General features: G+C 46.4%; 23 protein-coding genes. 13 read left to right on the forward strand and 10 right to left on the reverse strand.

Going from position 1 to position 25869, the window contains the following annotated elements:
* Positions 1-24: 24 nt before the first annotated feature.
* Together BM099_RS08155 and recQ are read right to left on the reverse strand one after the other, a co-directional pair.
* A complete protein-coding gene (locus BM099_RS08155; protein WP_090726576.1) occupies positions 25-441 on the reverse strand; it encodes a YqaA family protein in 417 nt (138 codons plus the stop codon).
* A complete protein-coding gene (recQ, locus tag BM099_RS08160) occupies positions 441-2561 on the reverse strand; it encodes a DNA helicase RecQ (RefSeq protein ID WP_090726578.1) in 2121 nt (706 codons plus the stop codon). The genes BM099_RS08155 and recQ overlap by 1 nt, the downstream gene beginning before the upstream one ends.
* Positions 2562-2670: 109 nt before the next feature.
* On the opposite strand from recQ, the gene BM099_RS08165 reads away from it, so the two are divergent.
* Positions 2671-3258: a YecA/YgfB family protein gene (locus tag BM099_RS08165; RefSeq protein WP_090726580.1), complete on the forward strand. Its 588-nt coding sequence runs from the start codon at positions 2671-2673 to the stop codon at positions 3256-3258.
* A 130-nt stretch (positions 3259-3388) separates the two neighbouring features.
* On the opposite strand, the gene alr is transcribed toward BM099_RS08165, so the two are convergent.
* From alr to BM099_RS08180, 3 genes are all read right to left on the reverse strand, one after another.
* Entirely contained in the window at positions 3389-4465 is a 1077-nt protein-coding gene (gene alr, locus BM099_RS08170; protein ID WP_090726582.1) for an alanine racemase, read from the reverse strand.
* Between the two features lie 32 nt (positions 4466-4497).
* Positions 4498-4887, reverse strand: coding sequence for a RidA family protein (locus BM099_RS08175; protein WP_425319908.1), 390 nt, complete (start codon positions 4885-4887; stop codon positions 4498-4500).
* Between the two features lie 87 nt (positions 4888-4974).
* Positions 4975-6228: a D-amino acid dehydrogenase gene (locus BM099_RS08180; protein ID WP_090726587.1), complete on the reverse strand. Its 1254-nt coding sequence runs from the start codon at positions 6226-6228 to the stop codon at positions 4975-4977.
* Positions 6229-6356: 128 nt separating this feature from the next.
* Here BM099_RS08180 and BM099_RS08185 point away from each other — a divergent pair, with 128 nt between their 5' ends.
* Both BM099_RS08185 and BM099_RS08190 read left to right on the forward strand, forming a co-directional pair.
* Entirely contained in the window at positions 6357-6824 is a 468-nt protein-coding gene (locus BM099_RS08185) for an Lrp/AsnC ligand binding domain-containing protein (RefSeq protein WP_090726590.1), read from the forward strand.
* Between the two features lie 112 nt (positions 6825-6936).
* Entirely contained in the window at positions 6937-7761 is an 825-nt protein-coding gene (locus BM099_RS08190; protein ID WP_090726592.1) for an RluA family pseudouridine synthase, read from the forward strand.
* Between the two features lie 2 nt (positions 7762-7763).
* Here the strand turns inward: BM099_RS08190 and BM099_RS08195 are convergent, their stop codons facing one another.
* The gene (locus tag BM099_RS08195; RefSeq protein WP_090726594.1) at positions 7764-9743 is read right to left on the reverse strand and encodes a methyl-accepting chemotaxis protein; all 1980 of its coding nucleotides are present in this window, start codon (positions 9741-9743) and stop codon (positions 7764-7766) included.
* Between the two features lie 359 nt (positions 9744-10102).
* Here BM099_RS08195 and folX point away from each other — a divergent pair, with 359 nt between their 5' ends.
* Both folX and folM read left to right on the forward strand, forming a co-directional pair.
* On the forward strand, positions 10103-10468 hold the full coding sequence (gene folX / locus BM099_RS08200; RefSeq protein WP_177201117.1) for a dihydroneopterin triphosphate 2'-epimerase: 366 nt from the start codon (positions 10103-10105) through the stop codon (positions 10466-10468).
* A 9-nt stretch (positions 10469-10477) separates the two neighbouring features.
* Positions 10478-11188, forward strand: coding sequence for a dihydromonapterin reductase (gene folM / locus BM099_RS08205; RefSeq protein ID WP_090726596.1), 711 nt, complete (start codon positions 10478-10480; stop codon positions 11186-11188).
* A gap of 76 nt (positions 11189-11264) precedes the next feature.
* On the opposite strand, the gene BM099_RS08210 is transcribed toward folM, so the two are convergent.
* Positions 11265-11867, reverse strand: coding sequence for an MBL fold metallo-hydrolase (locus BM099_RS08210; RefSeq protein ID WP_090726600.1), 603 nt, complete (start codon positions 11865-11867; stop codon positions 11265-11267).
* Positions 11868-12098: 231 nt separating this feature from the next.
* On the opposite strand from BM099_RS08210, the gene BM099_RS08215 reads away from it, so the two are divergent.
* The 6 genes from BM099_RS08215 to mepK all read left to right on the forward strand — a co-directional run bounded on the left by BM099_RS08215 (position 12099) and on the right by mepK (position 19650).
* Positions 12099-12815, forward strand: coding sequence for a YebC/PmpR family DNA-binding transcriptional regulator (locus BM099_RS08215; RefSeq protein WP_090726602.1), 717 nt, complete (start codon positions 12099-12101; stop codon positions 12813-12815).
* 323 nt (positions 12816-13138) lie between these two features.
* On the forward strand, positions 13139-13912 hold the full coding sequence (locus BM099_RS08220) for an ABC transporter ATP-binding protein (protein ID WP_232349067.1): 774 nt from the start codon (positions 13139-13141) through the stop codon (positions 13910-13912).
* A gap of 98 nt (positions 13913-14010) precedes the next feature.
* Positions 14011-16374 (forward strand): ABC transporter permease, encoded by a 2364-nt coding sequence (locus tag BM099_RS08225; RefSeq protein WP_090726604.1) that lies wholly within the window; start codon positions 14011-14013, stop codon positions 16372-16374.
* A gap of 4 nt (positions 16375-16378) precedes the next feature.
* A complete protein-coding gene (locus BM099_RS08230; protein ID WP_090726607.1) occupies positions 16379-17599 on the forward strand; it encodes an efflux RND transporter periplasmic adaptor subunit in 1221 nt (406 codons plus the stop codon).
* Positions 17600-17776: 177 nt separating this feature from the next.
* Entirely contained in the window at positions 17777-18970 is a 1194-nt protein-coding gene (locus BM099_RS08235) for a L,D-transpeptidase family protein (protein ID WP_177201118.1), read from the forward strand.
* Positions 18971-19077: 107 nt separating this feature from the next.
* Positions 19078-19650, forward strand: a complete 573-nt coding sequence (gene mepK, locus BM099_RS08240) for a peptidoglycan L,D-endopeptidase MepK (RefSeq protein ID WP_090726612.1) — start codon at positions 19078-19080, stop codon at positions 19648-19650.
* A gap of 53 nt (positions 19651-19703) precedes the next feature.
* Here the strand turns inward: mepK and BM099_RS08245 are convergent, their stop codons facing one another.
* Positions 19704-20786 carry an endonuclease/exonuclease/phosphatase family protein gene (locus BM099_RS08245; protein WP_090726615.1) on the reverse strand — a complete coding sequence of 361 codons (1083 nt, stop codon included), beginning with the start codon at positions 20784-20786 and terminating at the stop codon, positions 19704-19706.
* Between the two features lie 21 nt (positions 20787-20807).
* Entirely contained in the window at positions 20808-21278 is a 471-nt protein-coding gene (locus BM099_RS08250; RefSeq protein WP_198064179.1) for a hypothetical protein, read from the reverse strand.
* 447 nt (positions 21279-21725) lie between these two features.
* On the opposite strand from BM099_RS08250, the gene BM099_RS08255 reads away from it, so the two are divergent.
* On the forward strand, positions 21726-23150 hold the full coding sequence (locus BM099_RS08255; protein WP_090726617.1) for an alanine/glycine:cation symporter family protein: 1425 nt from the start codon (positions 21726-21728) through the stop codon (positions 23148-23150).
* A gap of 257 nt (positions 23151-23407) precedes the next feature.
* Positions 23408-24736, forward strand: a complete 1329-nt coding sequence (locus BM099_RS08260; protein WP_090726619.1) for a mechanosensitive ion channel family protein — start codon at positions 23408-23410, stop codon at positions 24734-24736.
* Positions 24737-25225: 489 nt separating this feature from the next.
* On the opposite strand, the gene BM099_RS08265 is transcribed toward BM099_RS08260, so the two are convergent.
* Positions 25226-25804 (reverse strand): hypothetical protein, encoded by a 579-nt coding sequence (locus BM099_RS08265; RefSeq protein ID WP_090726621.1) that lies wholly within the window; start codon positions 25802-25804, stop codon positions 25226-25228.
* Between the last annotated feature and the right edge of the window lie 65 nt (positions 25805-25869).

The following is a 25869-nucleotide window of genomic DNA, read 5'->3' on the forward strand; positions in this document are numbered from 1 at the left end:
CTGGTACGCTGCTGCTATTTTCTGCTACACAAACAAACCTGCGACCAGCATGTAGCGAATGGCCTTACCAAGAGCAATAAACACAATACCTGTAACGACATTTAATTTAAGCCAGCCGGCGACAAAACAAAGCGGATCACCGACGACGGGTAACCAAGACAACAACAGCACACTAGTGCCTGCCTTTTCAACCCAGCGCCTGGCTCGCTGGTGCTTTTCTTTATTCAACAAGCGCAGCGGGTAACGCATCGCCACCAGCCAGCCCAAACCGAACGTAATAACACCGCCCAGCGTATTACCCAGGGTTGCCACACCAATCAATAACCACACTGAAATTTCAGCATCAGTCACCAACCAGGCAAGATATGCCTCCGAGCCCCCTGGTAATAATGTAGAAGAGATCAGACTACTGAAAAACAAGCTGAAGAGCTCGGCCTCCACTAGCGCTCCAACCCCTGACGAACACAACTCAGCACACCAATTTCATACACACCTGCAAGCGCCTCATAGACGGGCTTCAAAGCTTGTCCAAAACGTTGCTGGCAATCAAGAATCACCTGTTGAATATGCTGTAACTCTGCGGCAGGTAACTCCACGACCTCCTCGACGCTTAATTCACCGGCACCAATACCGGCAGCCAAATGGATATAGATGACTTTTACTGAGAGCTTTTGCATTTTAGCTACCTGTTCAATAGTCATACCCGCTTTAAATAAGGCGACCGATTCCTGTCCCTGAAGGTTTTTACTCTGATCAACAGAGGGTTGCTGACAAATAACCTCTAAAAATGCTTCACCATAAAGCTCCAGCTTGCGCTCACCCACTCCGCTGATTTTATGCAGCTGATGACTGGTTGCCGGGCGGTACATCACCATTTCCATCAGTGTTGCATCATGAAAGATCACATAAGGAGGGACATCCTGCTCATCCGCCAAACGTTTACGCAACTGCTTTAATTGCTCCCAGAGCTGACGATCAACCGCATCCAACTGATTCTGAGGGGTTTTGTTCTTCTGATAACCACTACTACGCTCACGCTTATCTTCCCGGAGCAATAAGGTCTCTTCACCTTTGAGTAAAGACCGGCAGCGGTCACTCAGATGCAGCACTCCATAGCCATCAGGATCAACACTCAGATACCCCCTCGCTACCAACTGTCGAAACACAGAGCGCCATTGATTACGGTTTAGCCCAACGCCAATACCCCAGGTCGAAACCTTTTCATGATTCTCCGCTTTAACCTTATCGGTCAGATTACCCAGCAAAACATCGATGACATGATTCACGCCATAGCGTTGTCCTGTGCGGTACACAGAGGACAACGCCTTTCGTGCAGCGTCGGTACCATCCCACTGAGGCACCGGTTCAAGACAGGTATCACAGTTGCCACACGGAGGATGATCATGCTCACCAAAATACCCCAGCAACACCTGTCGACGGCAACTGGTAATTTCACAAAAGCCTAACATCGCTTCAAGCTTCTGACGCTCTATTTGCTTAAATTGCTCTGCCGCCTGCGAGCCTTCGAGCATTTGCCGTAAAAAAATCACATCCTGCAAACCATAAACCATCCAGGCATCAGCGGGCAGACCATCACGCCCTCCTCTACCGGTTTCCTGATAATAGGCTTCAATGCTTTTTGGCAGATCAAGATGTGCGACAAATCGCACATTGGGTTTATCAATCCCCATGCCAAATGCAATGGTTGCTACCACAATAATCGATTCTTCAGTCAGGAAGCGGTGTTGATTGTGGCGTCGTAAATCAGTCGACAACCCGGCATGATAAGGCAATGCGTTAAAACCACGTTCCGCCAACCACCCGGCCGTTTCCTCTACACTTTTACGTGATAGGCAATAAACAATACCAGCATCATTGGGGTGCTCTTGCTTTAAAAAAGACAATAGTTGTTCACGGGCGCGGTTTTTTTGGCTAATCCGGTAGCGGATATTAGGACGGTCAAAGCCCTGAATAAATCTACACGCATCACGTAGCCCTAACCGGTCAACAATTTCTTGCTGAGTGCGGGCATCAGCAGTGGCGGTGAGCGCGATACGCGGCACATCTGGAAAATAATCCGTCAGCGACGCTAACTTTAAATATTCAGGTCTGAAATCATGCCCCCACTGGGAGACACAGTGAGCTTCATCGATCGCAAAAAGTGAAATATTACATTGCTGCAGTAACGCCAGCGTTTTAGGTTGCACTAAGCGCTCTGGCGCAATATAAAGCAGATCCAGTTGCCCATTTAAAAGCGCCTGCTCTACTTCTGTTTGAATAACATAATCTAAGGATGAGTTAAGACAGGCGACCCTGACACCGAGCTGTGATAGCGCGGTGACCTGATCGTACATTAAAGCAATTAAGGGAGAAACAACCAGCGCAGTGCCCTGGCGCAGCAAAGCGGGTAGCTGATAACAAAGCGATTTACCGCCGCCTGTCGGCATAATAACCAGTACATCACGGTTATCCAGCACGCTCTGAATCACCTCTTCCTGAGGCTCGCGGAACTGGTCATAACCAAAGACTTCTTTTAATACATGCAGAGTTTGATTCGTCATCCTGCAATTATCCGGAAAGGCTATACCACTGTCACCCCAAATTATCACTGACTACGCTTTCTTCTCGGAGTAGAATAGCGCAAACCGCCTTTTTTCAGGAAAACCAAACATGCAAAGTAGAACCAATAGTGCTCCGTTATCCGATGATGAACTTGATCGTCTGGAAACTTTTATTTTTTCAGATGTCGTGTCAGAAGATTCTCTTGATCTTATCGGAATACATGGCTTCCTGTGTGCGCTTAATATCAGCCCTGTTCCTGCCGATGAAGAAGAGTGGATGGACGTATTGTTCGACGGTAAGCCCAATTGGATCTCCCCTGAGCAGGAAGCAGAAATAACCTCAATGCTGAATCGCTGGAAAGGTTCAATCTACAGTGACCTGAGCAATGACCGTGAACTTGGCATGCCTTGTGAGCTAACCCTTGAAACCAAAAATGAAGAATCAGAACTGGAAATTTGGGCTCAGGCATTTATGGAAGGCGTCTTCCTCAACGAAGATGAGTGGTTCTCTGAAGGCACAGACAAAGAGGAAGCCGTTGCAGAGTTGATGCTACCGATTATGGTTATTTCCAACCTGTTTGACGAAAAAGAGTTCAAAGAGATTCGTAGAAATAAGATAGCAACTGAGCAGATGGCCAATGAAATACCGGATATTCTGGTTGACCTGTTCCTGCTGTATCACGCACCCGAAAAATAAGTTAGAAAACAGCAGACTATCGGACCTAACACTGATCGAATGCTAGCGACAAAAAAAGCACCCGCGACTCAAAGCCGGGGGTGCTGATTAAAATCGAGGCCCGCTCAAATAATCTTCTCAGATAATCCGCTCAAATATAGTGTCTAGGCACCCTTTTTGTTACACCAGTAAACAAAGTATAAGGAATCGTGCCACAATGACGTGCCACTTCATTGATACTCAGCTGACGCCCCCATAATTCAACTTTTGAACCGATCCCGACTTCAGATAGCCCCGTCAGATCTACTGCACACATATCCATCGAGACACGTCCGATAATCCGTGTTCGCTGACCATTGACGATCACTGGCGTACCCGTTCCTGCAGAACGCGAATAACCATCCCCATAACCGATAGCAACCGTACCCACGCGAGTAGGCTTATCACATACATAAGACGCCGCATAACCCACTGCCTCACCTGCCTGCAGATCGTGAATAGCGATAACCTCGCTTTCCAGCGTCATAGCGGCCACCAACTGATCAGCATTAGCCTGCGCTTCTTCAAAAGGTGACGCGCCATACAGCATCAATCCGGGGCGAATCCAGTCCCGATGCAAAGCAGGCCAGGCCAGCGTTGCAGGTGAGTTAGCAATGCTATGAGGTGCAGTGATACCGTCCGCTGCCTGGTCAAAATAGGCTGCCTGCTGCATGGTATGCGGCTTATCCAGCTCATCAGCACAGGCAAGGTGACTCATCAACACCACATCAGCAACATTATCAGATGCCTGTAAACGCTCATATGCCTGACGATAATCTTTAGCATCAAAACCCAAGCGGTGCATACCGGAATCCAGCTTAAGCCACACATTAACCGGCGTGGCTATTGGCGCCTCTTCCAGCATAGCGATCTGTTCTAAGCGATGAATAGCGGTCCAGAAATTATGCTCTGCAATCAGCAACAGCTCATCTGCTGTGAAAAACCCTTCCAATAATAGAATAGGTTTTTTTACACCACCTGCGCGTAATTCCAGCGCTTCTTCAATACAGGCGACACCAAACGCCGGAACCTCGTGCTCCATGGCTAATGCAACACGTACAGCACCATGCCCATAAGCATCTGCCTTAATCACCGCCACCGCATTTGCATGGGGTGCTAATTTTTTTGCCAAACGATAATTCTGACTGATCGCTGATACATCAATGATCGCCCGTGTTGCCCGCCCCATAGAGAACCCCTTGTGCTTTTATAACGTCAAATTTATTCTGCAATAACCATGATTGATTCAACTTCAATATCGGCATCTTTTGGCAATGCTTTCACGGCAAAAGCGGCACGCGCCGGATATGGCTCATTAAAATAACGCGCCATGACTTCATTAACCTGAGGAAAATATTTCATATCAGACAGGAGAATGGTCAGTTTTACCACATCAGTAAACGAACCACCGGACGCTTCCGTGATCGCTTTCATGTTTTCAAAAACACGTACAGCCTGTGCTTCAAACGACTCTGTCACCATTTCCATGGTTTCAGGATCCAGCGGGATTTGGCCAGAGATGTAGACAGTATTACCTGCTTTAACAGCCTGCGAGTATGTACCGATAGCGGCTGGCGCTTTGTCTGTAGAAATGATGCTGCGATTCATAATAAATTCTCTTCAAAAAAATGATAAAAGGTCGTTTCACTAAATTCGTTCATGACAAGTGACATAACAATAATGGCTCAGGCACTTTTTTTAAACATATCTTTCCATGCCAAGTCCTGACGGATCAATATCCGGCTTACGTCCCGAAATAATATCGCTGACATAACGCGCTGACCCTACCGCCATTGTCCAACCTAATGTTCCGTGCCCGGTATTCAGAAACAGGTTCGGATACTTAGTAGCACCCAACACAGGCGTACCGTCTGGTGTCATAGGTCGTAGCCCTGTCCAGAATTCCGCTTTTTCCAGGTCGCCGCCGCCCGCGAAAAGGTCACCGACGACGAAATCAACATTGTTTCTGCGCTTTGCCTTAAGGCTCATGTCATAACCGGTTAGCTCAGCAGTGCCTCCCACGCGGATACGATCGTTAAAACGAGTGACCGCAATCTTGTAGGTTTCATCCATCACCGTTGAAACCGGCGCACGAGTTTCATCAATAATAGGTAAGGTCAGAGAGTACCCTTTAACAGGATAAACCGGTAATTTAATGCCGACTTTTCCCAGCATAATAGGACTATAACTACCCAGAGCCATCACATAACTATCGGCTTTAAGTACTTCTGAAGCCAACTGTACACCTTGAATTTTACCCGCCTCAAGAATCAAGCCTTTAATATCGGTGTTATACATAAAGGTAACACCTAATTTTTCACACTCTGCTACTAATCCCTGAGTAAATTTAAAACAATCACCGGTTCCGTCACCTGGCAAGCGTAAGCCACCAATAATTTTCTCTTTCACATGCGCCAATGCAGGTTCTGCATCGATGCAACCCTGACGGTCCAGTACTTCATGACGGACACCACATTCTTTAAGTATGGCAACATCGGCTTTTGAAGAAATAACCTGCTTCTCTGTCCGGAAAACCTGCAAGGTTCCACCAAAACGCTGATCATAGTCGATGGATACTTCGTCGTTGAGTTCATTCATACTGTCACGGCTATATTCAGCAATACGTAACATGCGTGATTTGTTGACGCGATAAGCAGATTCCGTGCAGTTGCTCAGCATTTTAGTCATCCATTTAAACAACACTGGGTCCAGCGCTGGCTGAATACGCAAAGGTGCAAGATCCTGCATCATCCATTTTACCGCTTTCAACGGAACACCGGGGGCCGACCAGGGAGAGGAATACCCGGGAGAGATCTGCCCGGCATTTGCGTAGCTGGTTTCTAATGCAGCTGCTGGCTGACGATCAACAACCGTTACTTCATGGCCTGCTTTTGCTAAAAAGTAGGCATTTGTAACACCGATAACACCACTACCTAACACCACTATTTTCATTTTTATTCTCAAAGTTGATACAAGACATAAGACTAGAATAAATGAAATCAACAATAAATTTTTATTGTTTTATTCTTATAAAATAGTTATTTTTACTGATAAAAAACAAATTAACAGAATTTTATAAAATGAAAAAATTAGATAGGATCGATAAAAACATTCTAAGCAGGCTGCAAAAAGACGGCCGTATCTCCTACACCGATCTTGCAGACAAAGTGGGTTTATCCACCACGCCCTGTATCGAGCGGGTAAAGCGCTTAGAAAAGGATGGGTTTATCCAAGGATATCACGCCAGGCTCAATCCGGAAGCACTAGGTTATAACATGCTGGTGTTCGTTGAAATTTCTCTTTCCTACCAATCTCCGGATGCGTTTGAACATTTTAATTTAGCCGTCAACCAGTTGCCCTATATTATGGAATGTCATCTGGTGTCAGGCGATTCAGACTACCTGTTAAAAGCTCGCATCAAAGATATGTCAGAATATCGCGCGTTACTGGGCGATATGCTACTGACGTTACCGGGTGTTAAAAACTCAAAGAGCTATATCGTTATGGAAGAGGTAAAAGAAAAGTTCAGCATTCCAGTTCCCGCATAACGTGCGGCTTAACATCATGGCTCTAACCCTTAAATAGCGTTACGCCTGTAAAAACGTTACGCCTGACATTGCTTTTGAAATTATCATCACGATACAGAATACGGATTTAACCATGAAGCTTGAGCTGTCGCACACTGTTACAGAAATCTCTGCAAATGCCTCAACCATACTAACCACGCTCAGCGGACTCCCCAGGCAACGCATTAAAGATGCCATGGCCAAAGGCGCCGTCTCGCTTAAACGCGGTAAACACACAAAACGAATTCGCCGTATAAATACCGTGGTTAAACCGGGTGACATTTTACAACTTAACTATGATGACAGTGTGCTAGCACTGAAGCCCCCTGTTATCGAGTGCCTTGAAGACCGCCGTAGCTATAGTGTTTGGTTTAAACCGGCAGGCATCATGTCTCAGGGAAACCAGTTTGGCGATCACATGTCGATTTTGCGTATTATAGAAAAGCAGAACGATAACAAACGTGAAGTATTTCCTGTACATCGCCTCGACCGGGAAACCAGCGGACTGATTATCGTGGCTCACAGCAAAAAAATGGCAGCAACCTTATCCTCTTTGTTCCAGACACAACAAATCGAAAAAAGCTATCAGGCCATTGTTTTAGGAAAAACAGAGGAAACCGGCACTATTGACCGCCTCCTGGATAAAAAGAACGCCATCACTCATTTTAAACGACTCAACTTTAACGAAGAAACGAACAATAGCCTGATCGACATTCGCCTTGAAACCGGCAGAACTCACCAAATCCGGCGTCATTGTGACAGTATAGGCCACCCAATTATGGGAGACCCCAGATACGGGACGGGTAATAAAAACCAGCAGGGACTACAACTTGTCGCTTACAAGCTAACCTTTCGCTGTCCGATCAAGCATCAGCAGGTCACCTTCGAGCTACCGGAACCCTTTGCCCAAAACACATAAAGTTACACTTTAAAACCACGTACCAACTCTTTTAACTGATGAGCCATACTCGATAGACTTTGCGCAGAGTTCGCAATCTGACCTGCCGCTGTCGCCACCTCATCGGAGCTATCATCAATCACAGTCAAGTTCTGGCTCACATCCTGAATAACAGCAGCCTGCTCTTCAGACGCTGTCGCTATCTGGCTGGACATATCCATAATGCCATTAACAGCATTGACTATCGATTCCAGAGAGTTCTCGACATTATGTGTACTCTCTACCGTTTCTCGCATCTTGCTATGATTATTTTCAACCAGCGCATAGGCTTCCTCTACCTCACCCTGAAGATCTTGAATAATCGCAGCAATCTCTGCGGTCGACTTCTGCGTGCGATGTGCCAATGTCCTTACTTCATCCGCCACCACCGCAAATCCTCTCCCCTGCTCTCCTGCACGCGCGGCCTCAATTGCCGCATTTAATGCGAGCAAACCGGTTTGATCAGATACATGGTGAATGACTTCTACAACATTGGAGATATTGGTACTACTGTCATGCAGTTTATTGATCAGCTTACTTAACAGACTGACATCATCAGCCAACTGATTTACTGACAGTACTGAAGCGCGCACCACCTCATTGCCTTCATGCGCAATCAGATTGGCTGTATTCGCCTGATCTGCCGTTCTTGCGGTATTCCCGGCAACTTCCTGAACAGCGCTAGACAGCTCTTCAACAGCAGCAGCCACTTGCGTGGTTCGTTCTCGCTGAACGTGTAGTTTCTCAACACTGTGCTCAACAACACCCGTTGTTTCATCGGCGATAGTCACCAGCGTATTGCAACTATCTGACAACTGATGAATGGCACGGGAAAAGTTCTCCAGCGTAGCATTCAAGCCTTCCGCTACTTGTCCCAATTCATCCTGGCTATAGACCTCCACCCGCAAGCGTAAATCATGTTCCTTTTGCACTTTATGCATCACTGTGGATAAAGAGGACACCTGCCGATTCAAGCCTCTGATAATATTAAGCGCGATTAAAGTCACGATCAGCAGTGATGCCACTAGTAACCCTGAGTAGAGCCACAGGGAAAACTGTGCTTGGCCCTGCACATCATTAGCTTCTGAAATAAGATCGTCAGCCAATCTATCTTCCAGCTTTTTAAGTGAATCTATTCGTTTTGTCGCCTCGGCAAACCAATACTTAGATTCGATATTAAAGCCACCACTATCAGCCTTTTCTGACGCAACACCTCTGAGCTTCTCAACCTCTTGCACAACCGCAGAGTTTGAAAAGTCAGTAAATAATGCCAAATGTTTTTCCTGAGCCAGATTCATAAAAATACGGCTATAAGTATTTTGTTCAGTCACCAGAGTAATAAATTTTTCATACATGCCCGGAGCAAACTGATCAGCCGCAAAAGTATTACTTAAAACGGCTCGCTCAATACCGGCTCTCTCTTTCGCCTGTAACAAATGGTAATACGCTAATGATGCCCGTGTCAGATGAACATTTTCGCTAAGATTAGCGGTCAGCGCACCCGCCGATAGTAATTTTACATTTAAGCCTGTGTAGTATTTTAATGCTTCTGATAACGGCATCTGTAAAGAATCAACACGTCCCCTCACATCGTTAATACCTTTTAACTGCCGTGTTACCTCTTGCATCAAGCTGTTAATCGCCGTGTTTTCTACCGCATTCCGGCTGATAAATTCAGCCCATTTCTCTTCTAGCTTTTTAGTCATTACTCTTTGCTGACGTAGCACATCAGAAAACTGCTGACCGCCTGAACCAAGAAAACCAGCAGTGGCACCTCTTTCTTTCTGCAACTCATGCACCAGCGCACTATTGACTGTTACTAATTCCGTATAAACGGATATCTCACCCGTTTGCTGATTTACCGTATAACTATTGATGACTTCTCTTACCAACAAAAGCGTACTGACAAGCACAGGAAATACTATTAATAACAATAGCTTGTATTTAAAACTCAGGTTTTTCATTCAGTTAATTCCTTGATTACTCGATCCCAAGTTCCGCCAATAGTCATCACGAAGATCTATGACCTAGGGTAGAAAAAACAAAGTTATATTATAGTTATATCGTGCTTCTCTATTGCAAAATGCCGGGAGCAACCTTCACAGATAGCAGAAGATAAATAGAAAAAGTGTAGTACATTTACAAAAAATGAATAGAAGATTACGCATATTATTCGTGATCTGAGATCCGCGATTGTGCGTACAAAGCCGTAATACTGCGGTAATAGCTATGCTAGACTTAAAAAACCTCGAACGGACAAATTTGACGTACTAAAATTAACCAAGCACGGTCAATTTAAATAGACTTGATTACGGACAACACTATGAATATCAGCGACGCCATTATTCGTATTACCAATTTAAGGCTGCGTACTTATATCGGGTTCAATCAGGATGAAATGGAAAAACAACAAGATGTGGTCATTAATATAAAAATCCACTATCCCGCCGAAAAAGCTTATCAAACCGACAATGTAAAGGACGCTCTTAACTATAAAGTGATCACTAAAAAGGTCATCAATCATGTAGAAGAGGGGCGTTTTTTGTTACTGGAAAAGCTGGTAGCAGACGTTCTCGACATTTGCACGCAACATGCATGGGTAAAATACGCATCCGTGACTGTCGATAAACCACATGCCCTGCGTTTTGCAGATTCCGTTTCTCTTACACTGGAAAAATACTGTGATTAAGGTAGCACTATGAACGCACCGATTTTGATTACAGGTGTTGGCAAACGTATCGGTTATGCATTAGCAAGGCAGTTATTGCGTTCAGATCAGCCCATAATAGGCACGTACCGTAGCGAATACGAATCTATCACCGAGTTACGCCAGTTGGGCGCAGAACTCTACCCTTGTGATTTTTACGATGATAGCCAAATCCGCTCACTGATCGATACCATTAAAGAGCGACATGCCAGCTTACGCGCTATTGTCCATAATGCCTCTGACTGGTTACCTGATGACAACGCGCTTTCGCCTGCGTCCACGTTACAAAGAATGATGCAGATCCATGTGAGCACACCCTACCAGATCAATCTTGAACTGGCTGACTTACTCAAAGCCGGTTCAGCCGAGTGTAGCGATATCATTCATCTGACCGATTACGTCGTCGAAAAAGGCAGTAAAAAGCATATCGCTTATGCTGCCAGCAAAGCGGCACTCAGCAATATGACGCTGTCTTTTTCAGCCCTGTTCGCCCCTGAAATCAAGGTCAACGCAATCGCGCCCGCGATGATACTTTTCAATCCCGACGATGATGCCGAATACCGCAGCAAAACCCTAAAAAAATCGCTCATGGGGATAGAGCCCGGTGTTCAGGAGATAGTAGACACTGTTAATTACCTGCTCAAAAGCCGCTATGTAACCGGCAGAACATTGCATGTCGATGGCGGCCGACACCTTAAATAGCCTCACCCCTGGGGGCAGCAAGGCATCTAAGAAATCGAGCTTAAACCGGCATTGAGCTTAAAGACGGTAATCCGCGTTAAGGTAAAGAAGCGGAAAGTTCTGCCAATACACAGTCGCCTTCTCTGAAGACAGGCCAGCCATCCCCCACCAATACCGCCTTTATTCCATTTATAGAGGCCAGCATTTTCACGGAAGCAAGCGCTTTAGTTTTATCCTGTAGCTTAGGATCGGGGAGCATACACAGCTTGCCACCCGCATGTGCGCGCACAAGATCGCCGGTTATCAGCGTATCGCCTTCCAGCACAAACGCTAACTCCCCATCAGTTTTTGAACCATCAAGGCTATAAACATCCAACCCTGGTAATAGGTTTTTACCTGCGCTTAACCAGTGCGAGCATTCAATTGGAAAACTATCTTTCTCGGCTTCGGGTCCCCAGATCAGGGCACCCGTTTCATCTGCCAGAGCTTGAGCATTACGCACATGGTCTGAATTAGAAATCAGAATATGGCTCACCTTTCCCAGCGACAAAAGATGTTGCTTATCATGCTCAGTCAGCGGTAACGGATCAAACACAATGCTGCCCTGCTCTGTTACCCAAACATAACTATGAAAATCGATATTTCTATCTTTATCAAAGGCACTCCAGCAATAAAAGTTACTTTTATGAAGTGTTTTCATTATCTATCTCCAGAAACGCGGTCGAATACCAGCGATGGTTGATGACGTTACTTTACTCTTGTCTAACATTTTCTGGCAATTTTCTTTCAACGCACGAAAATTGGTTGAAAAAAAGTAGGTACCATCTCAAAAAGAAAAACCTGATCAAAGCATTCGCCTTATTTACAGTTCCCTATACAATTACTTCTCTGTAATATTTGTTCTTTTTTAACACTTTAATGAGACAGCGTAATGGGCAGAGCCTACCAAAACCGTAAAGAATCCATGGCGAAAACATCGGATAACAAAGCCAAGGTCTACAGTAAATATGGTCGAGAGATTTATGTATGCGCCAAAGCGGGCGGTCTTGATCCGGACGGAAACCTCGCATTACGCGGCTTAATTGAACGCGCTAAAAAAGATCAGGTGCCCAGCCACGTTATTGACAAAGCGATCGACAAAGCGAAAGGCGGCGGCGGTGAAGACTTCTCGCCTGCCCGTTACGAAGGTTTTGGTCCTGGCAACTGCATGGTGATTATCGACTGTCTGACCGACAATCCAAACCGTACTTTTGGTGATGTACGTAATTGCTTCACCAAAACAAAATGCAAAATTGGTACCTCTGGCAGCGTCGCTCACATGTTTGACCACAGCGCTATTCTGGTTTTTAAAGGCGATGACGAAGAAGCCGCATTGGAAGCCCTGATGATGGCCGATGTAGATGTTACCGACATCGAATCAGAAGAGGGAACAATCTCGGTATTTGCACCCCATACCGATTACTTCAAAGCCAAGACCGCCTTAACCGATGCCTTTGGTGAGATCGATTTTGACGTCGCTGAAATTCAGTTCATCCCACAGAACACCGCGCCTGTTAGTGAAGAAGATCTTCCGATGTTTGAGAAGTTCATCAACATGCTGAATGATCTGGATGATGTGCAAAACATCTACCATAGCGCTGAACTGTAATCCTTCTGCCTATACGCAGTTTTGCCCACACTCAGCAAAACTGCGTTTGGGCAAAGCTGATTATGGACAAGCATCTTCAGCTTACTTTATGCCGCTTCCCGATTGACTGCTTATGACTTCTTTCCAGCAGCTTATTATGAGCCACTGAAGCATTAGTCACTGATTATTAACCAGCTACTCTTGTCACACACCCTGCCGATTTATCAGCCCTCATAATTTATTGATTAAAATTTAAGCAGCTTTAACGGCTATCGATGATGTGTATCAAAAGCCACTTACTGCATCCATGCTTATACTGGAAATAGATTTTAAGGGAGCAGACTATGTCTAATCGCATGCCTCACCATCTGCCGCACAAGGTTTCGGATCTTGATGCGCCCTCCCCATCAGCCCATAACAGTGTGTTTCATGTGAAGGGGGTGACGAAGGTGTATCAAATGGGAGAGGTTCAGGTACATGCACTACGTGGCATTGATCTTGATCTTTACGAAGGCGAATTTGCAGTATTGCTGGGAGCATCGGGTAGCGGAAAATCAACGCTGCTAAATATTCTTGGTGGGTTAGACACCCCCACTACGGGGGATGTTTTTTACGGCCAACGCAATCTAACCCGCGCGACTGAAAGCGAGCTAACCGATTACCGGCGCTACCATGTTGGTTTTGTTTTCCAATTTTATAATTTAATACCCAGTCTGACAGCGCGTGAAAATGTCGCTGTTGTGACAGAAATCGCACGCGCACCGATACAACCGGAAGAGGCATTAAAGCTGGTGGGTCTGGGGGATCGGTTAGACCACTTCCCCGCACAACTCTCAGGAGGGGAACAACAGCGCGTTGCTATTGCGCGCGCCATCGCAAAACAACCGGATGTATTGTTATGCGATGAACCGACCGGCGCACTCGACTCTCAAACCGGTATTGTGGTTCTGCAGGCACTGCAACGCGTCAATCAGGAACTGGGAACCACCACCGCTGTAATTACACATAATGCCGGTATTGCGCAGATGGCCAACCGTGTCATCAGTTTAGCCGACGGACTCATCAGCCAGGTACAGGTTAATCAGCACCGTTTAGCGCCGCATGAGCTGACATGGTAAACCACCACACGCTGGCCATATTTAAACAGATAAAAACGGAGAATCTAAACAGCCAGCAACACAGCATCTAAAGAGTTAACAGGTGAGGTTATGCAAAGATGAAAGCACTCGACAAAAAACTATGGCGCGAACTGTGGGGCATGCGTATGCAAGCACTCGCCATTGCCATGGTCATAGTCGGCGGTGTCAGCATTTTCATCATGTCACTCAGCACACTGGACTCATTGTTTGAAACTCGTGAATCCTATTATCGCAACAACCACTTTGCTCACCTGTTTGCATCACTAAAGCGCGCCCCGCTCTCACTAATAAAGAGGATAGAGGAAATACCGGGCGTTGAAAGAGTGGAGCACCGTGTCATCGCTTACGTCAATATTGATGTAGCCGGCTTTGATGATCCAGTTAGTGCTCACCTAATGTCTTTGCCAGAGAACAGCCCTGGGTTATTAAATCAGATCTATTTACGCTCGGGTCGCTTACTGGGGTCGGGTAGCGACAACGAAATACTCCTCAGCGAAGAGTTTGCCCGTGCCCATAAACTGCAATCTGGCGCAAAACTGAGCGCCACCATTAATGGTCGGCGCAAATCACTGACCGTCGTCGGGCACGCACTCTCACCTGAGTATATGTATCAGATTGCTCCCGGCGCCATGTTTCCTGACGCTATGCGCTACGGTATTGTCTGGATGGCCCGCAAACCGCTCGCCAGTGCATACGATATGGAAGGCGCTTTTAATAACGTCGCACTGACCCTGAGCAAAGACAGTAACGAACAAGATGTTATCGACCAGCTTGATGAGCTGTTAAAGCCCTACGGTGGCACCGGTGCCTTTGGCCGCAAAGACCAACTGTCACATCGATTTTTGTCCGAAGAGCTCAAACAACAAAAAACTATCGCCACGGTATTTCCTATCATCTTTTTTGGTGTTGCCGCTTTTCTTTTGAATGTTGTTACCAGTCGTTTAATAAGCCTTGAACGTGAGCAGATCGCCGTTCTCAAGGCTTTTGGCTACAGCAATTTTGCCATAGGCTGGCATTACAGCAAGCTAGTGCTGATGATCGTCAGCATCGGAATTATCGCAGGCATCGGCACAGGCATCTGGATGGGTAAAGGCATGAGCAACATCTATATGCAGCTCTACAGCCTGCCATATTTGATTTATGTGCTCAAACCACAGGTGGTTATTGCCGCCGCGCTCATCAGCATCAGCGTCGCCATTCTCGGCACATTATATGCGCTGCGCACAGCGGCCGCTTTACCGCCAGCCCAAGGTATGCGACCTGAACCACCAGCTATCTATCGCCCTCTTATGATCGAACGCTGGGGGCTGCAACACTGGTTCTCACAACCAACCCGCATGATTATCCGCCATATTGAACGCCGACCGCTTAAGTCATTTTTAACCACATTAGGCATCAGTATGGCGTGTGGCACCATGATGGTTGGCGGTTTTCAGGAAGGTGCTATCAATCACATGGTGGAGGTGCAGTTTGGCATGAGCCAACGTAGCGACCTGACGGCTATTTATACTGAGCCTACCTCTGCAAAATCACTGCATTCGTTACGCAGCTTACCCGGTGTAGAACAGGTAGAGGGCTTTAGAGCCGTACCCGCTAAGCTAACGTTTGAGCACCGCTTTTACCGGACCGGCGTGCAGGGGATTCAGCCAAACGGCGATCTGTTACGCCTGCTCGATAGCCGTTTAGAGCCCATAGATCTACCTGATCAGGGGGTTATTCTGACCGATTATCTGGCAGAACTACTGCATATCAAACCTGGCGACATGCTCAGCATGCAGGTGTTAGAAGGTAACCGCCCAACAGTACAGGCACTCGTGGTTGGCACCGCCAAAGAATATATGGGGGTTAATGTTTATATGCAACAAGACGCCCTCAACCGCCTGTTGAAAGAGGGTAATGCAATATCGGGAGCATGGTTAAAGGTCGATGCCTATTACCAAAAAGAGGTCTATATCGCACTCAAGAACATGCCCCGCATTGCAGGCGTTATCGAACAACGATCAGCTATTGAATCTTTTTATGACACCATGGCCGAGACCATCTTATTTTTTACCTTTATCTCAACGTTACTCGGTTCAAGCATCGCGTTTGGCGTGATCTACAACAGCATGCGTATTGCTTTATCTGAGCGTAACCGTGAGCTCGCCAGCTTACGGGTACTGGGTTTTCGGCGTAGTGAAGTGGCCTACATTCTTCTCGGCGAACTGGGACTATTAACCCTGCTCGCCATCCCACTCGGGTTGCTCATAGGTTATGGCTTGTGTGCTTTTCTGGCCTTTCAGTTCGACAGCGATCTGTACCGCATCCCATTAGTACTTGATCGCGATGTATTTGCCTTCGCCGCACTGGTGGTGATTGTCTCCGCGTTGATTTCTGCCGCCATGATATGGCGTAACTTAGCGCATCTGGATATGGTAGCTGTATTGAAGAGTAAGGAGTAAGCTGATGCGTCCTCTGTTACGAGAGCACCCTGTAGTTGCACTGATCGCTATTCTGGTAACCGGCTTGATCATTTGGGGATTCTGGCCAAAACCAATACTGGTTGACGTCCTCCCGGCCAGATACGCCCCCCTGACCATCACCATTGAAGAAGAAGGGCGTACCCGGGTTATTGACCGCTATGTTATTGCAGCGCCGGTTAATGGCGTAACCTGCCGGCAGCAGCTTAACGTTGGCGATAGCGTTACACAGGGACAAGTCCTCTTAGGCATTACGCCCCTGGAATCGCAAGGCTTGGATCCTCGTAGCCGCGCACAGGCAGAAGCGCGCTTAGCCTCTGCTGAGTCGGCCTTACGCGCCGCTCAGGAACAGGCTCGGGCGTCTGCAGCCACGGCACAGCTAGCCATTCTTGAACGCAACCGCTTACAACCGCTGGCCGATAAAGGCCTGATCTCCCGCGAGATAATAGACAAAGCCTACACGGCGGTACAAACCACGTCTGCGGCAAAACGCTCAGCCGACTTCACAGTAGAAGTTGCAGAATACGATCGTGAAGCAGCCCGCACCATGCTGCAATACTCGGCATCCGGCCAGGATGAATCGCTCAACACAGCAGAGAATACTAACCAAGAAAGAGTACTGGTACGCTCCCCTATCAATGGAAAAATTCTTAAAATCGCACGCCAGTGTGAAGGGCCCGTTGTGACCGGTGAGCCTCTATTGGAAATAGGTGATCCCACTGCCCTGGAAATCGAAGTCGATGTACTGTCAGCCGACGCCGTACGCATAGCACCGGGTATGAAGGTTACATTTGATCGCTGGGGAGGCGAACAGCCGCTCACTGGGGTTGTGCGTATCATTGAACCGACCGGCTCAACTAAAATCTCAGCACTGGGTGTGGAAGAACAGCGCGTATTGATCATTTCTGATTTCACTTCACCTAATGCGCTATGGCAACGCCTCGGCGACGGTTATCGTGTAGAAGCCAGTTTTATCATCTGGCAACAGCAAGAGGTGTTACAAATTCCAACAAGCAGCCTATTTCGTTATCACAACGGTTGGGCCGCGTTTGTTATGCAAGATGGTTATGCCAGACGGCGTGAAATAATCATAGGACAACGGAACGGATTAATGGCTCAGGTACTCAAAGGTATAGAGGCAGGTGAAAAAGTCATCAACCATCCGAGTGATGAGGTGGACGACGGCGTACGAGTAACACCTAGATAAAAAAATAGGTGAAACGCATAGAAACTCGGATTAAACCACCGCCTGTTACCTGTAAAGAGAGCTGTAAAGAGGCTTGTTAAGTATCCATCTCACCGAATCAGGTCTATCCTGAATAGAGTGTAATTGGCATGGGAGGCCATCTGTAACCTGATGCCCCCACAGCCGGTGGGAATAGTGATGTCACATAACAAACTGATAGTATTGATACTATCATTATCATGTCTAGTCTGGCCTTACAGCGTTAAGGCAAAATCATTTGCGGACATCAGCGCTGCAATGGATTTTTATCACACTCTGGAGAGCGCTGGCGAATGGCCTCAGATCCCCCCGGGCCCCTCGCTTCGCGTAAATGATATCCATCCACACATACCTCTGATACGTCAGCAACTCAAATTACTTGGAGACATAGAAGCCAATAGCTTACTGATAGAAAACCCAGAACTGTTAGGAAATCCAGAGCTATTTGATCATGCGCTTTTTCAGGCGCTCTCAGATTTTCAATCCCGCCATGGGGCTGAAGCCGATGGTATTCTTGGTCGTCACTCGCGTCGCTTACTCAACATATCGCCTGCGGAAAGAGCGCAACAAATTATAGTCAATATGGCGCGCCAGCAACGCTTTGGTACCCCTGCTGCGCCACACTATATCCGGGTAAACATTCCAGAGTTCAAACTCAGGTTATATCAGCAGGGCCTCGTCACGCTTGATATGAAAACCATCATAGGCCGTAAAAAACGCCAAACACCCGTGTTTGATACCCTTATCAATACGCTGGTTGTAAATCCCTCCTGGAATGTCCCTAAAAGCATCGCTTTCAAAGATATATTGCCCAAGTGGGCGCTAGACACTAGCTACCTGAGTAAGCACAACTTACAGATTCGCGCTGGCTGGGGGCCAAACAGTCGTGTTATTCCTGCCGATCAAGTGGATCCTGCCAGCCTGTATCAAGGCGCAAATTATCTGCGCTTATATGAACCCCCCAGCGAAAGAAACACACTGGGACAATTCAAATTTTTATCACAAAGCCAATATGCTATCTACCTGCATGACACACCCGCCAAGCAGCTATTCAGCCATACACGACGCGATTTTAGTTCAGGCTGCATCCGTTTAGAAAAGGCACAAGATCTGGCTGATGCGTTATTAACGCTGGCTAACCGACCCGAGCAGGGGCAATTAGACAGGCTAATTCAAACCGATGACACCCTTAATATTCCACTCCGTGAGCCCATTCCGCTGTATGTTGTCTATTGGACAGCCTGGTTAGATGATAACGGCAAGATAAACTTTCGGGATGACATCTATCAGCGTGACATGAGCGATCTGGCAAAGTTTAAAAGTGAAGAAAATCAATTAAGTGCAGTCGATTAAGGCAAAGCAAAGCAAAACATATGGTTAATTAATATACAGACCGGCCGATATTAGGCATAATTGCAGGCTTTAATCCAACATCCATTATTGAGCAGCTGAAGCGAAAAATGCCGAACAAACACAACCGTTCCCATCACCTGTCACGCCGATCTTTCTTACGCCATATCGGTTTATTCACCGCCGGCCTGGCCGTTTCTTCAACGGCGCGAGCGAATATCCAAACACCATCATTTGATAAAACATTGATGTTCCAGAACCTGCATACCGGCGAAGCGCTCAAAACCACCTTCTATTCTGGCGGGGACTATGTAAGCGAAAGCCTGGATAATATTAACTATCTGTTACGTGATCACCGTAATAACCAGATAGGCCAGATGGATCCTCAGCTATTAACACTGCTGCATGACCTGAAAAACGTACTGGATACCACCAATCCTTTCCACGTTATCTCCGGCTATCGCTCACCAGAAACAAACGCCATGCTCAGCCAACGTAGTAATAAAGTGGCTAAAAAAAGCCTGCATATGCAAGGTAAAGCGATTGACATTCGCCTGCCCGGTGTCGATATAAAACACCTACATCAAGCTGCTTTAGAGTTACAAGGGGGTGGCGTTGGCCTCTATACCCGTAGCGACTTTGTACACCTTGATGTAGGACGCGTCAGACAATGGGGAAAGTGATTATAACAATCGTCCACTAACACCCAGTAGCTGCGTCAATACATACCGACACTTCACTCCCCCGGTTTGGGGACGTCCGCCCGGCTAACATTCTTTGATTTAACAATAGCGTTAGCCCAGCAAGAGTCACTGTTGTCAGCTTCTAAACCTTGTTGATCTTCGCCCTGCTGTGGCGTGAAAGATAGCTCAGTCAGCAGTGCAAAGTGATCCGAGCCGATCGGAGGTAAACGCTGAATGGATCGCAAGGTAAAATGTTCACTATGAAAAAGATGGTCTAGCGGCCAACGAACGAACGGCAGGCCGGCATGGAATGTATTGAACATTCCACGCCCCACGCGCGGATCCAACAAACCACTGAGTTTACGAAAAAGCCGCGTGGTCGCAGACCAGGCAACATCATTCAGATCACCCGTGACAATAATCGGTTGGTTGCTGTTTTCAATACTGTGAGCAACCATCACCAACTCAGCATCGCGTTCAGCAGATTCCGGGTTTTCTGTAGGGCTTGGTGGCGCCGGATGCAAAAAATGAACTCGTACGCCATCTCCGCTTTTTAATCGCAATAATGCATGTATTGAGGGGACGTCATCCTCAACTAAAAACTGAATCTCTGCCTCCTCAAGCGGCAATCGGGAATACACATGCATTCCGTAAAGGTTATCCAACGGGCACTTTATACTGTAAGGCATTTCAGACTGCAGCGTATCGAGCTGGTCCTGCCACCATTGATCAGATTCCAGGGTCACCAACACATCGGGAGTGTGCTTTCTGACCAGCGCAATCAGCGCCTTCGCGTTACGATTAGGCGTCAGTACGTTAGATGTAATTATACTAAGATGGCAATCGGCTTTACATTCGTTTGCCGTCAACACCTCCACAGTCCATAACGAGGTGTAAGGCAGAATCCACCATAACTGCCAGGCAAGACAAGACATTGTCAGAGCCAAAAGCACCCATGTTGTTTGATGTCCAGAATCCAGAAATATTAATTCAGCCAGTAACAGTATGATTGCCAGCACCGCGAATTGCATACGCGGAAAGTCCATACCACGAACGAGCCAATGTGGGTGCCGCCATACAGGCAACAAGGTAACCAGAACGAGCAGAAACGTAGCAAAACCTAACGATAACAGCATCTATATCCCTTTCGATTTATGTCACTCAGCCTTAGCATCTGCACCGTGTTCAGATAGTTGCGCACCAAACCAGCGATGTATAGCGGTTAACAAGCGCAGACTGGTTGTTTCAAATGTAATCTGTCCGCCAAGCGGCACATCTGCATATGAAATATTAATATCTGCCCCTGCCGTCTGAAGCTCCTTCAATCCGGGCATCGCCTGCCCATGCAATGCTGCCGGGTCAGAATAATCACCACGTTTAAATTTCTCAGCTTCACGTTTCAGATGCTGCTGAATGAGCGTAATCTGATGAACCGCATCATCATTTCTGCTAATCACTCGCTGTATACCACCCGCTTCGGTCATGTTAAAAATATGAATAGTCTCTGACATATCAAAGGGCATAACAGAATGCGACATGTGATGAACATGCTCTTGCTGAGTTTGTGCAAAACTCAGTGGAATATCCAGAAGAAACATAACCACGACTATTTTTATAAAGTAATTCATAAATCGACCCTGCTCAGATACACCTTAATCAAACTCATGTCGCCAATAACAGCATGAAATCTGGCGCGATAACTGGTGTTAATTGATGTACCGGGAAATAAAAAAAGAGATCAAGATGCCACCGACATGATCTCTCAATCTAAATTCATCAATCTGAATATATTCAGCCATGTTATAGCCCAACATTCAATATGGATCATTTGCACTCATAACGATAGTAAGAACTATCCGTTAAGAAGCGTGCTAGCGACGTGCTTTGAATTATTATCTAGCCAATTAATGATCAGGATCAAACTGTATCGCTTAGCAAAGCCCCCTATCTGCTATAGATAGCCCGCCCAACGGCTGTCATAATTTTTTGCTGAATACTCCCCAGAATTATGCTATTGCTTAACACACTAAAACGTACGTCCCAACCCATGAAACTTCATTAAAAAGGAAACTAAAATGGAATTATTGGAAACGTTGTTTGGTTATATTGGTGATGTGACCTGGGGATGGTCACTGATTCCCTTTCTCGTCATATTAGGCATCTTCTTCACGCTTATTTCCGGACTGGTTCAATTCCAGTTCTTCGGTCGCATGTTTCGTGTGCTGTCATCAGGAGGGCAACCCGAATCAGCTGGTCACATCAGCTCCCGTGAAGCGCTTCTCGTCAGTGTCGGTGGTCGAGTCGGCGGCGGCAACATTGCGGGTGTAGCAGTGGCCATCACATTGGGAGGGCCCGGTGCTGTTTTCTGGATGTGGGCAATCGCTCTGGTGGGCATGGCAACCAGTCTATTTGAGTGCTCACTGGCACAGCTTTTTAAAGAATCACAGAAGGACGGAACGTATCGAGGAGGACCTGCCCGATATATCACTCACGGCTTGGGTCAACAGTTTCGCTGGCTGGCTGTCCTGTACTCTGTCTGTCTGATTGCATCTTTTGCCCTTGGCTTTAACGCCTTTCAGGGCAACACGGTAGCTGCTGCAGCTCAGGATAGCCTGGGTATTGATAGAATGTGGACAGGTATCGGCTTAGCTATCCTGACAGGCTTTATTGTTTTCGGCGGTATCAAACGAATTGCCAAGGTCGCTGATGTAGTCATTCCGGTTATGGCGATCGGCTACATTGGTATGGCATTGATCGTCATCGCCATCAATATTACTGAAATACCAGAAATCATTGCCATGATTGTTAAAAACGCTTTTGGTATTGAGGAAGCGGTGGGTGGTGGAATGGGAGCCGCGGTTGCGCAAGGTCTGAGGCGCGGACTGTTTTCCAATGAGGCAGGACTCGGGTCTGCACCTAACGTCGCGGCGGTAGCCTATGTAAGACATCCTATCAGCCAAGGGATCGTGCAATCATTGTCGGTATTCATTGATACCATCATTATCTGCTCCTGTACGGCGTTTATCATCTTACTGGGAGATGTCTATGTGCCAGGCGCAGAAGACGTTAACGGTGTTGTCCTGACCCAACAGTCCCTCGTATCGCATGTAGGTGAGTGGGCCCAGTATTTTCTCACTTTCGCGATTCTGTTGTTCTCCTTCAGCTCGATAATTTACAATTATTATCTGGGTGAAAATGCCCTCTCCTTCCTGACTAGCAAACCTGTCGCAATTAACGTTCTGCGGGTATGCGTGATGGGACTTGTACTCATCGGAGCAACGGCACCGGCGGCAACTTCCGTGTTCTTTTTCTCCGATCCCATGATGGGGATTCTCGCAATAGTCAACCTGATTGCGCTAACTATGTTGTTCCCCATAGGAATGAGATTACTCAATGATTACAGGAAACAGCTCAAGTCCGGCGTAGAACATCCGGTATTAGATGTAGAGCAATACAGCGACCTTAATATTGATCGGGAATCCTGGAAAGACGTCAAGTAGCATTTAACAGAAACCTTCGGGGGGAGTAACGCAGAGCGAGACCATCCCCCGAAGTTTTCCCGGCAGGGATTACACCCCGGCCTCAGAGCTTCCATTCAGTTAATAACACGCCATAACACGCAGATATCATGACCTGCGCTTACCCAAAAGTAGCAATCTACTTAAATATACCGATACAAGCAGAAACAGATCGTTGCTTTACGCCCGGCTTACAACAATAATCTATATCTGACTACTGTCATAAAGAGAAGTAAGGCATGTCTCCTGAACAACTGCAAAGTCTAATTACCAGTTACGGCCAGCAAATACTAAACGTGCTGGATAAACAAGAAACCTATATCCAGCTCGGTATGATTTTAGCGGTTTACGCTGTCGCCTATATTATCAATAACCAGCTGCGTCGGTATTTCTCTTTTTTAGGTAAAGCCCCGGATCCAGCAAGCACCCCTCCCCACCGTACCCTCTTATTCAAATTAGGGCACTTGCTGTTTCCTCTGTTAGCTATTTTATTACTCCGTATGTCTGTAGATCTGGGGCAAACGGCTTTGCGTGAAGGCTGGCTTCTGGAAACAGCCCTGACGATAGCCCTGCTATTACTCTTTAACTCAGTCATCACGAACTTTGTAAAAAACAGAATTGCAGCACGATTACTCAGGTTCGTCGGTTTTCCTATACTTTTTCTACATCTCACGGGGTTATTAGATCATGTCATTTTGGTGCTTGAGTCCATCTCAATTACCGTAGGCAATATTAACGTTACGGCCTACGGTGTGCTCAGAGTCACATTATTCGGAACGCTACTCTTTTGGATGGGCCGTGCCTCCAACAGCACAGGTAAAGACCTCATTCGCCGACAGGAACAATTAGATTTTCGTACCCGTGAGCTTGCAGCAAAAATATTCGAAGTTGCCGTCTATGTAGTAGTTTTCCTGCTCTTATTACAAGTAATGGGTATTAACCTGACAGCCTTAGCTGTATTGGGCGGCGCAATAGGTGTCGGCTTAGGGTTCGGCTTACAGTCTATTGCCTCTAATTTCATTTCAGGCGTAATCATTCTACTAGACAACTCGCTATCACTCGGCGACTACATTGAAATGGAAGATGGTAAAACCGGTACCGTTCGCGAGCTCAACTTGCGTTCAACCACATTGGAGACCTACGATGGCAAAGACATCATGGTGCCTAATGAAAAATTCATCTCCTCGACGTTTATTAACTGGACACACAAGAATAAACAGCAACGTTATCGCGTTGATTTCTCGGTTGCCTACCACTCCGATATCCGTAAACTCGTTGAAATCATTAAGGAAACAGTCGCTGCACACCCTCAAGTGATGAGCGGTGACAAACTACCGATAGAAGAGCGTCCTGATTGTGAAATTGATAGCTTTGGAGACTCGGGCGTTAACATGTTTGTAGAGTTCTGGATGGAAGGCATTGATGATGGTAAAAACCGAGTCGGTGGAGACCTTTTATTATCGATCTTTGAAGCGATGCGCGAAAATGGATTCGAAATTCCATTCCCACAACGCGAAGTACGTATTATTCAAGAGACTCAGCCCCATAACCCCGGGCCTTTTAAGTAATCGGGCAGCTTTGAACTGTAATAAGCTGCCCCTGCGCATCTCCTTATAGCCTGAAATATTGGCCGAAAGATGTCTAATACTACTTAATAACGTCATTAACCACGAATTCACGCTTAAGTTTTTTTGCTTGAGTAGTCTACTATCGACGACTTAACTAAAGACATCTTTTTGGAAGTCGAATGGGGCGATTAATAACTAATGTATTACGGTAAATGATATTTTGCCCCCAATAAACTTCTAAATAGTAAGGTATATTACTCATCGGAATACCACTAAACCAAAAGTTCCCTGCCCGATCGGTATAAACGGGTGTACTTCTTCCAAATTTTGGGTGTACCAATGAAACGGTGAGTCCCGGTGCCGGAGCGCCTTGCTGTGCTTTGCTGCATAGAGATCCTTGGACGACTGTGGTTTGTTGTTGGGCATGTGACATGTTAGTCACTAGAACTATCAAAAAAAACAGATAAGAACGTATGTGCGTTTTCATTGCTAGGTACCAAACGAAGGGACTGAGGTTAAAGGCGGCAAATTTTTAGGAATAGGTATAATGTTAGCGTTAGATGGCTTTATTTCATCTATAGCCTTGATGAGCTGGATAGGTTTTGTAAGCGTTATTTTATGACTGGAATCGCTAAATTTGTGAGGATGAACTTCTTCATTATATCCTGGTGCTGTAAACCTAAGAGCAAGTATTTCAATGTCTGGAGAAAATTTCCCTTCGATTTTTCCGTTTGTGCCTGACTTCACAACCCAGTTAAGTGGCATGGCAGTAACAGTGACCTGTTCTGAAATGTTCTCAATTTTGCCAGAGATATAAATAGGATCAGTTTGTTCAGGTTTAGAAAAATATATTGCTACAGAAGTGAAAATTAATCCAACTAAAAAAAAAGCAATACCAGGTGCTTGCGTACTAAGTTTGAGATCCTGTTTCCATTCAATACTTAACGCTTTTGTTGAATCGGTACCCGCGAGTGTGATAGCGCCTTTCCATATAAGCAGCATTCCTCCGATCACCATACAGAACCCAGAGAATGCTGCAGTTAAAATAGCAATTTCATTTACAGGCATTCTTATCTCTCCTTTATTTCGTTTAGTGTAATATACATCTTTCAGTATTATTTTTTTTCTAATGC

The organism is Neptunomonas qingdaonensis, assembly GCF_900113275.1.
Lineage (GTDB): Bacteria > Pseudomonadota > Gammaproteobacteria > Pseudomonadales > Balneatricaceae > Neptunomonas > Neptunomonas qingdaonensis.

Coding starts and splice junctions, on each gene's coding strand:
- recQ (WP_090726578.1), bottom strand. CDS start 2,561: ATGACGAATCAAACTCTGCATGTATTAAAAGAAGTCTTTGGTTATGAC.
- BM099_RS08165 (WP_090726580.1), top strand. CDS start 2,671: ATGCAAAGTAGAACCAATAGTGCTCCGTTATCCGATGATGAACTTGAT.
- alr (WP_090726582.1), bottom strand. CDS start 4,465: ATGGGGCGGGCAACACGGGCGATCATTGATGTATCAGCGATCAGTCAG.
- BM099_RS08180 (WP_090726587.1), bottom strand. CDS start 6,228: ATGAAAATAGTGGTGTTAGGTAGTGGTGTTATCGGTGTTACAAATGCC.
- BM099_RS08185 (WP_090726590.1), top strand. CDS start 6,357: ATGAAAAAATTAGATAGGATCGATAAAAACATTCTAAGCAGGCTGCAA.
- BM099_RS08190 (WP_090726592.1), top strand. CDS start 6,937: ATGAAGCTTGAGCTGTCGCACACTGTTACAGAAATCTCTGCAAATGCC.
- BM099_RS08195 (WP_090726594.1), bottom strand. CDS start 9,743: ATGAAAAACCTGAGTTTTAAATACAAGCTATTGTTATTAATAGTATTT.
- folX (WP_177201117.1), top strand. CDS start 10,103: ATGAATATCAGCGACGCCATTATTCGTATTACCAATTTAAGGCTGCGT.
- folM (WP_090726596.1), top strand. CDS start 10,478: ATGAACGCACCGATTTTGATTACAGGTGTTGGCAAACGTATCGGTTAT.
- BM099_RS08210 (WP_090726600.1), bottom strand. CDS start 11,867: ATGAAAACACTTCATAAAAGTAACTTTTATTGCTGGAGTGCCTTTGAT.
- BM099_RS08215 (WP_090726602.1), top strand. CDS start 12,099: ATGGGCAGAGCCTACCAAAACCGTAAAGAATCCATGGCGAAAACATCG.
- BM099_RS08220 (WP_232349067.1), top strand. CDS start 13,139: ATGTCTAATCGCATGCCTCACCATCTGCCGCACAAGGTTTCGGATCTT.
- BM099_RS08225 (WP_090726604.1), top strand. CDS start 14,011: ATGAAAGCACTCGACAAAAAACTATGGCGCGAACTGTGGGGCATGCGT.
- BM099_RS08230 (WP_090726607.1), top strand. CDS start 16,379: ATGCGTCCTCTGTTACGAGAGCACCCTGTAGTTGCACTGATCGCTATT.
- BM099_RS08235 (WP_177201118.1), top strand. CDS start 17,777: ATGTCACATAACAAACTGATAGTATTGATACTATCATTATCATGTCTA.
- mepK (WP_090726612.1), top strand. CDS start 19,078: ATGCCGAACAAACACAACCGTTCCCATCACCTGTCACGCCGATCTTTC.
- BM099_RS08245 (WP_090726615.1), bottom strand. CDS start 20,786: ATGCTGTTATCGTTAGGTTTTGCTACGTTTCTGCTCGTTCTGGTTACC.
- BM099_RS08250 (WP_198064179.1), bottom strand. CDS start 21,278: ATGAATTACTTTATAAAAATAGTCGTGGTTATGTTTCTTCTGGATATT.
- BM099_RS08255 (WP_090726617.1), top strand. CDS start 21,726: ATGGAATTATTGGAAACGTTGTTTGGTTATATTGGTGATGTGACCTGG.
- BM099_RS08260 (WP_090726619.1), top strand. CDS start 23,408: ATGTCTCCTGAACAACTGCAAAGTCTAATTACCAGTTACGGCCAGCAA.
- BM099_RS08265 (WP_090726621.1), bottom strand. CDS start 25,804: ATGCCTGTAAATGAAATTGCTATTTTAACTGCAGCATTCTCTGGGTTC.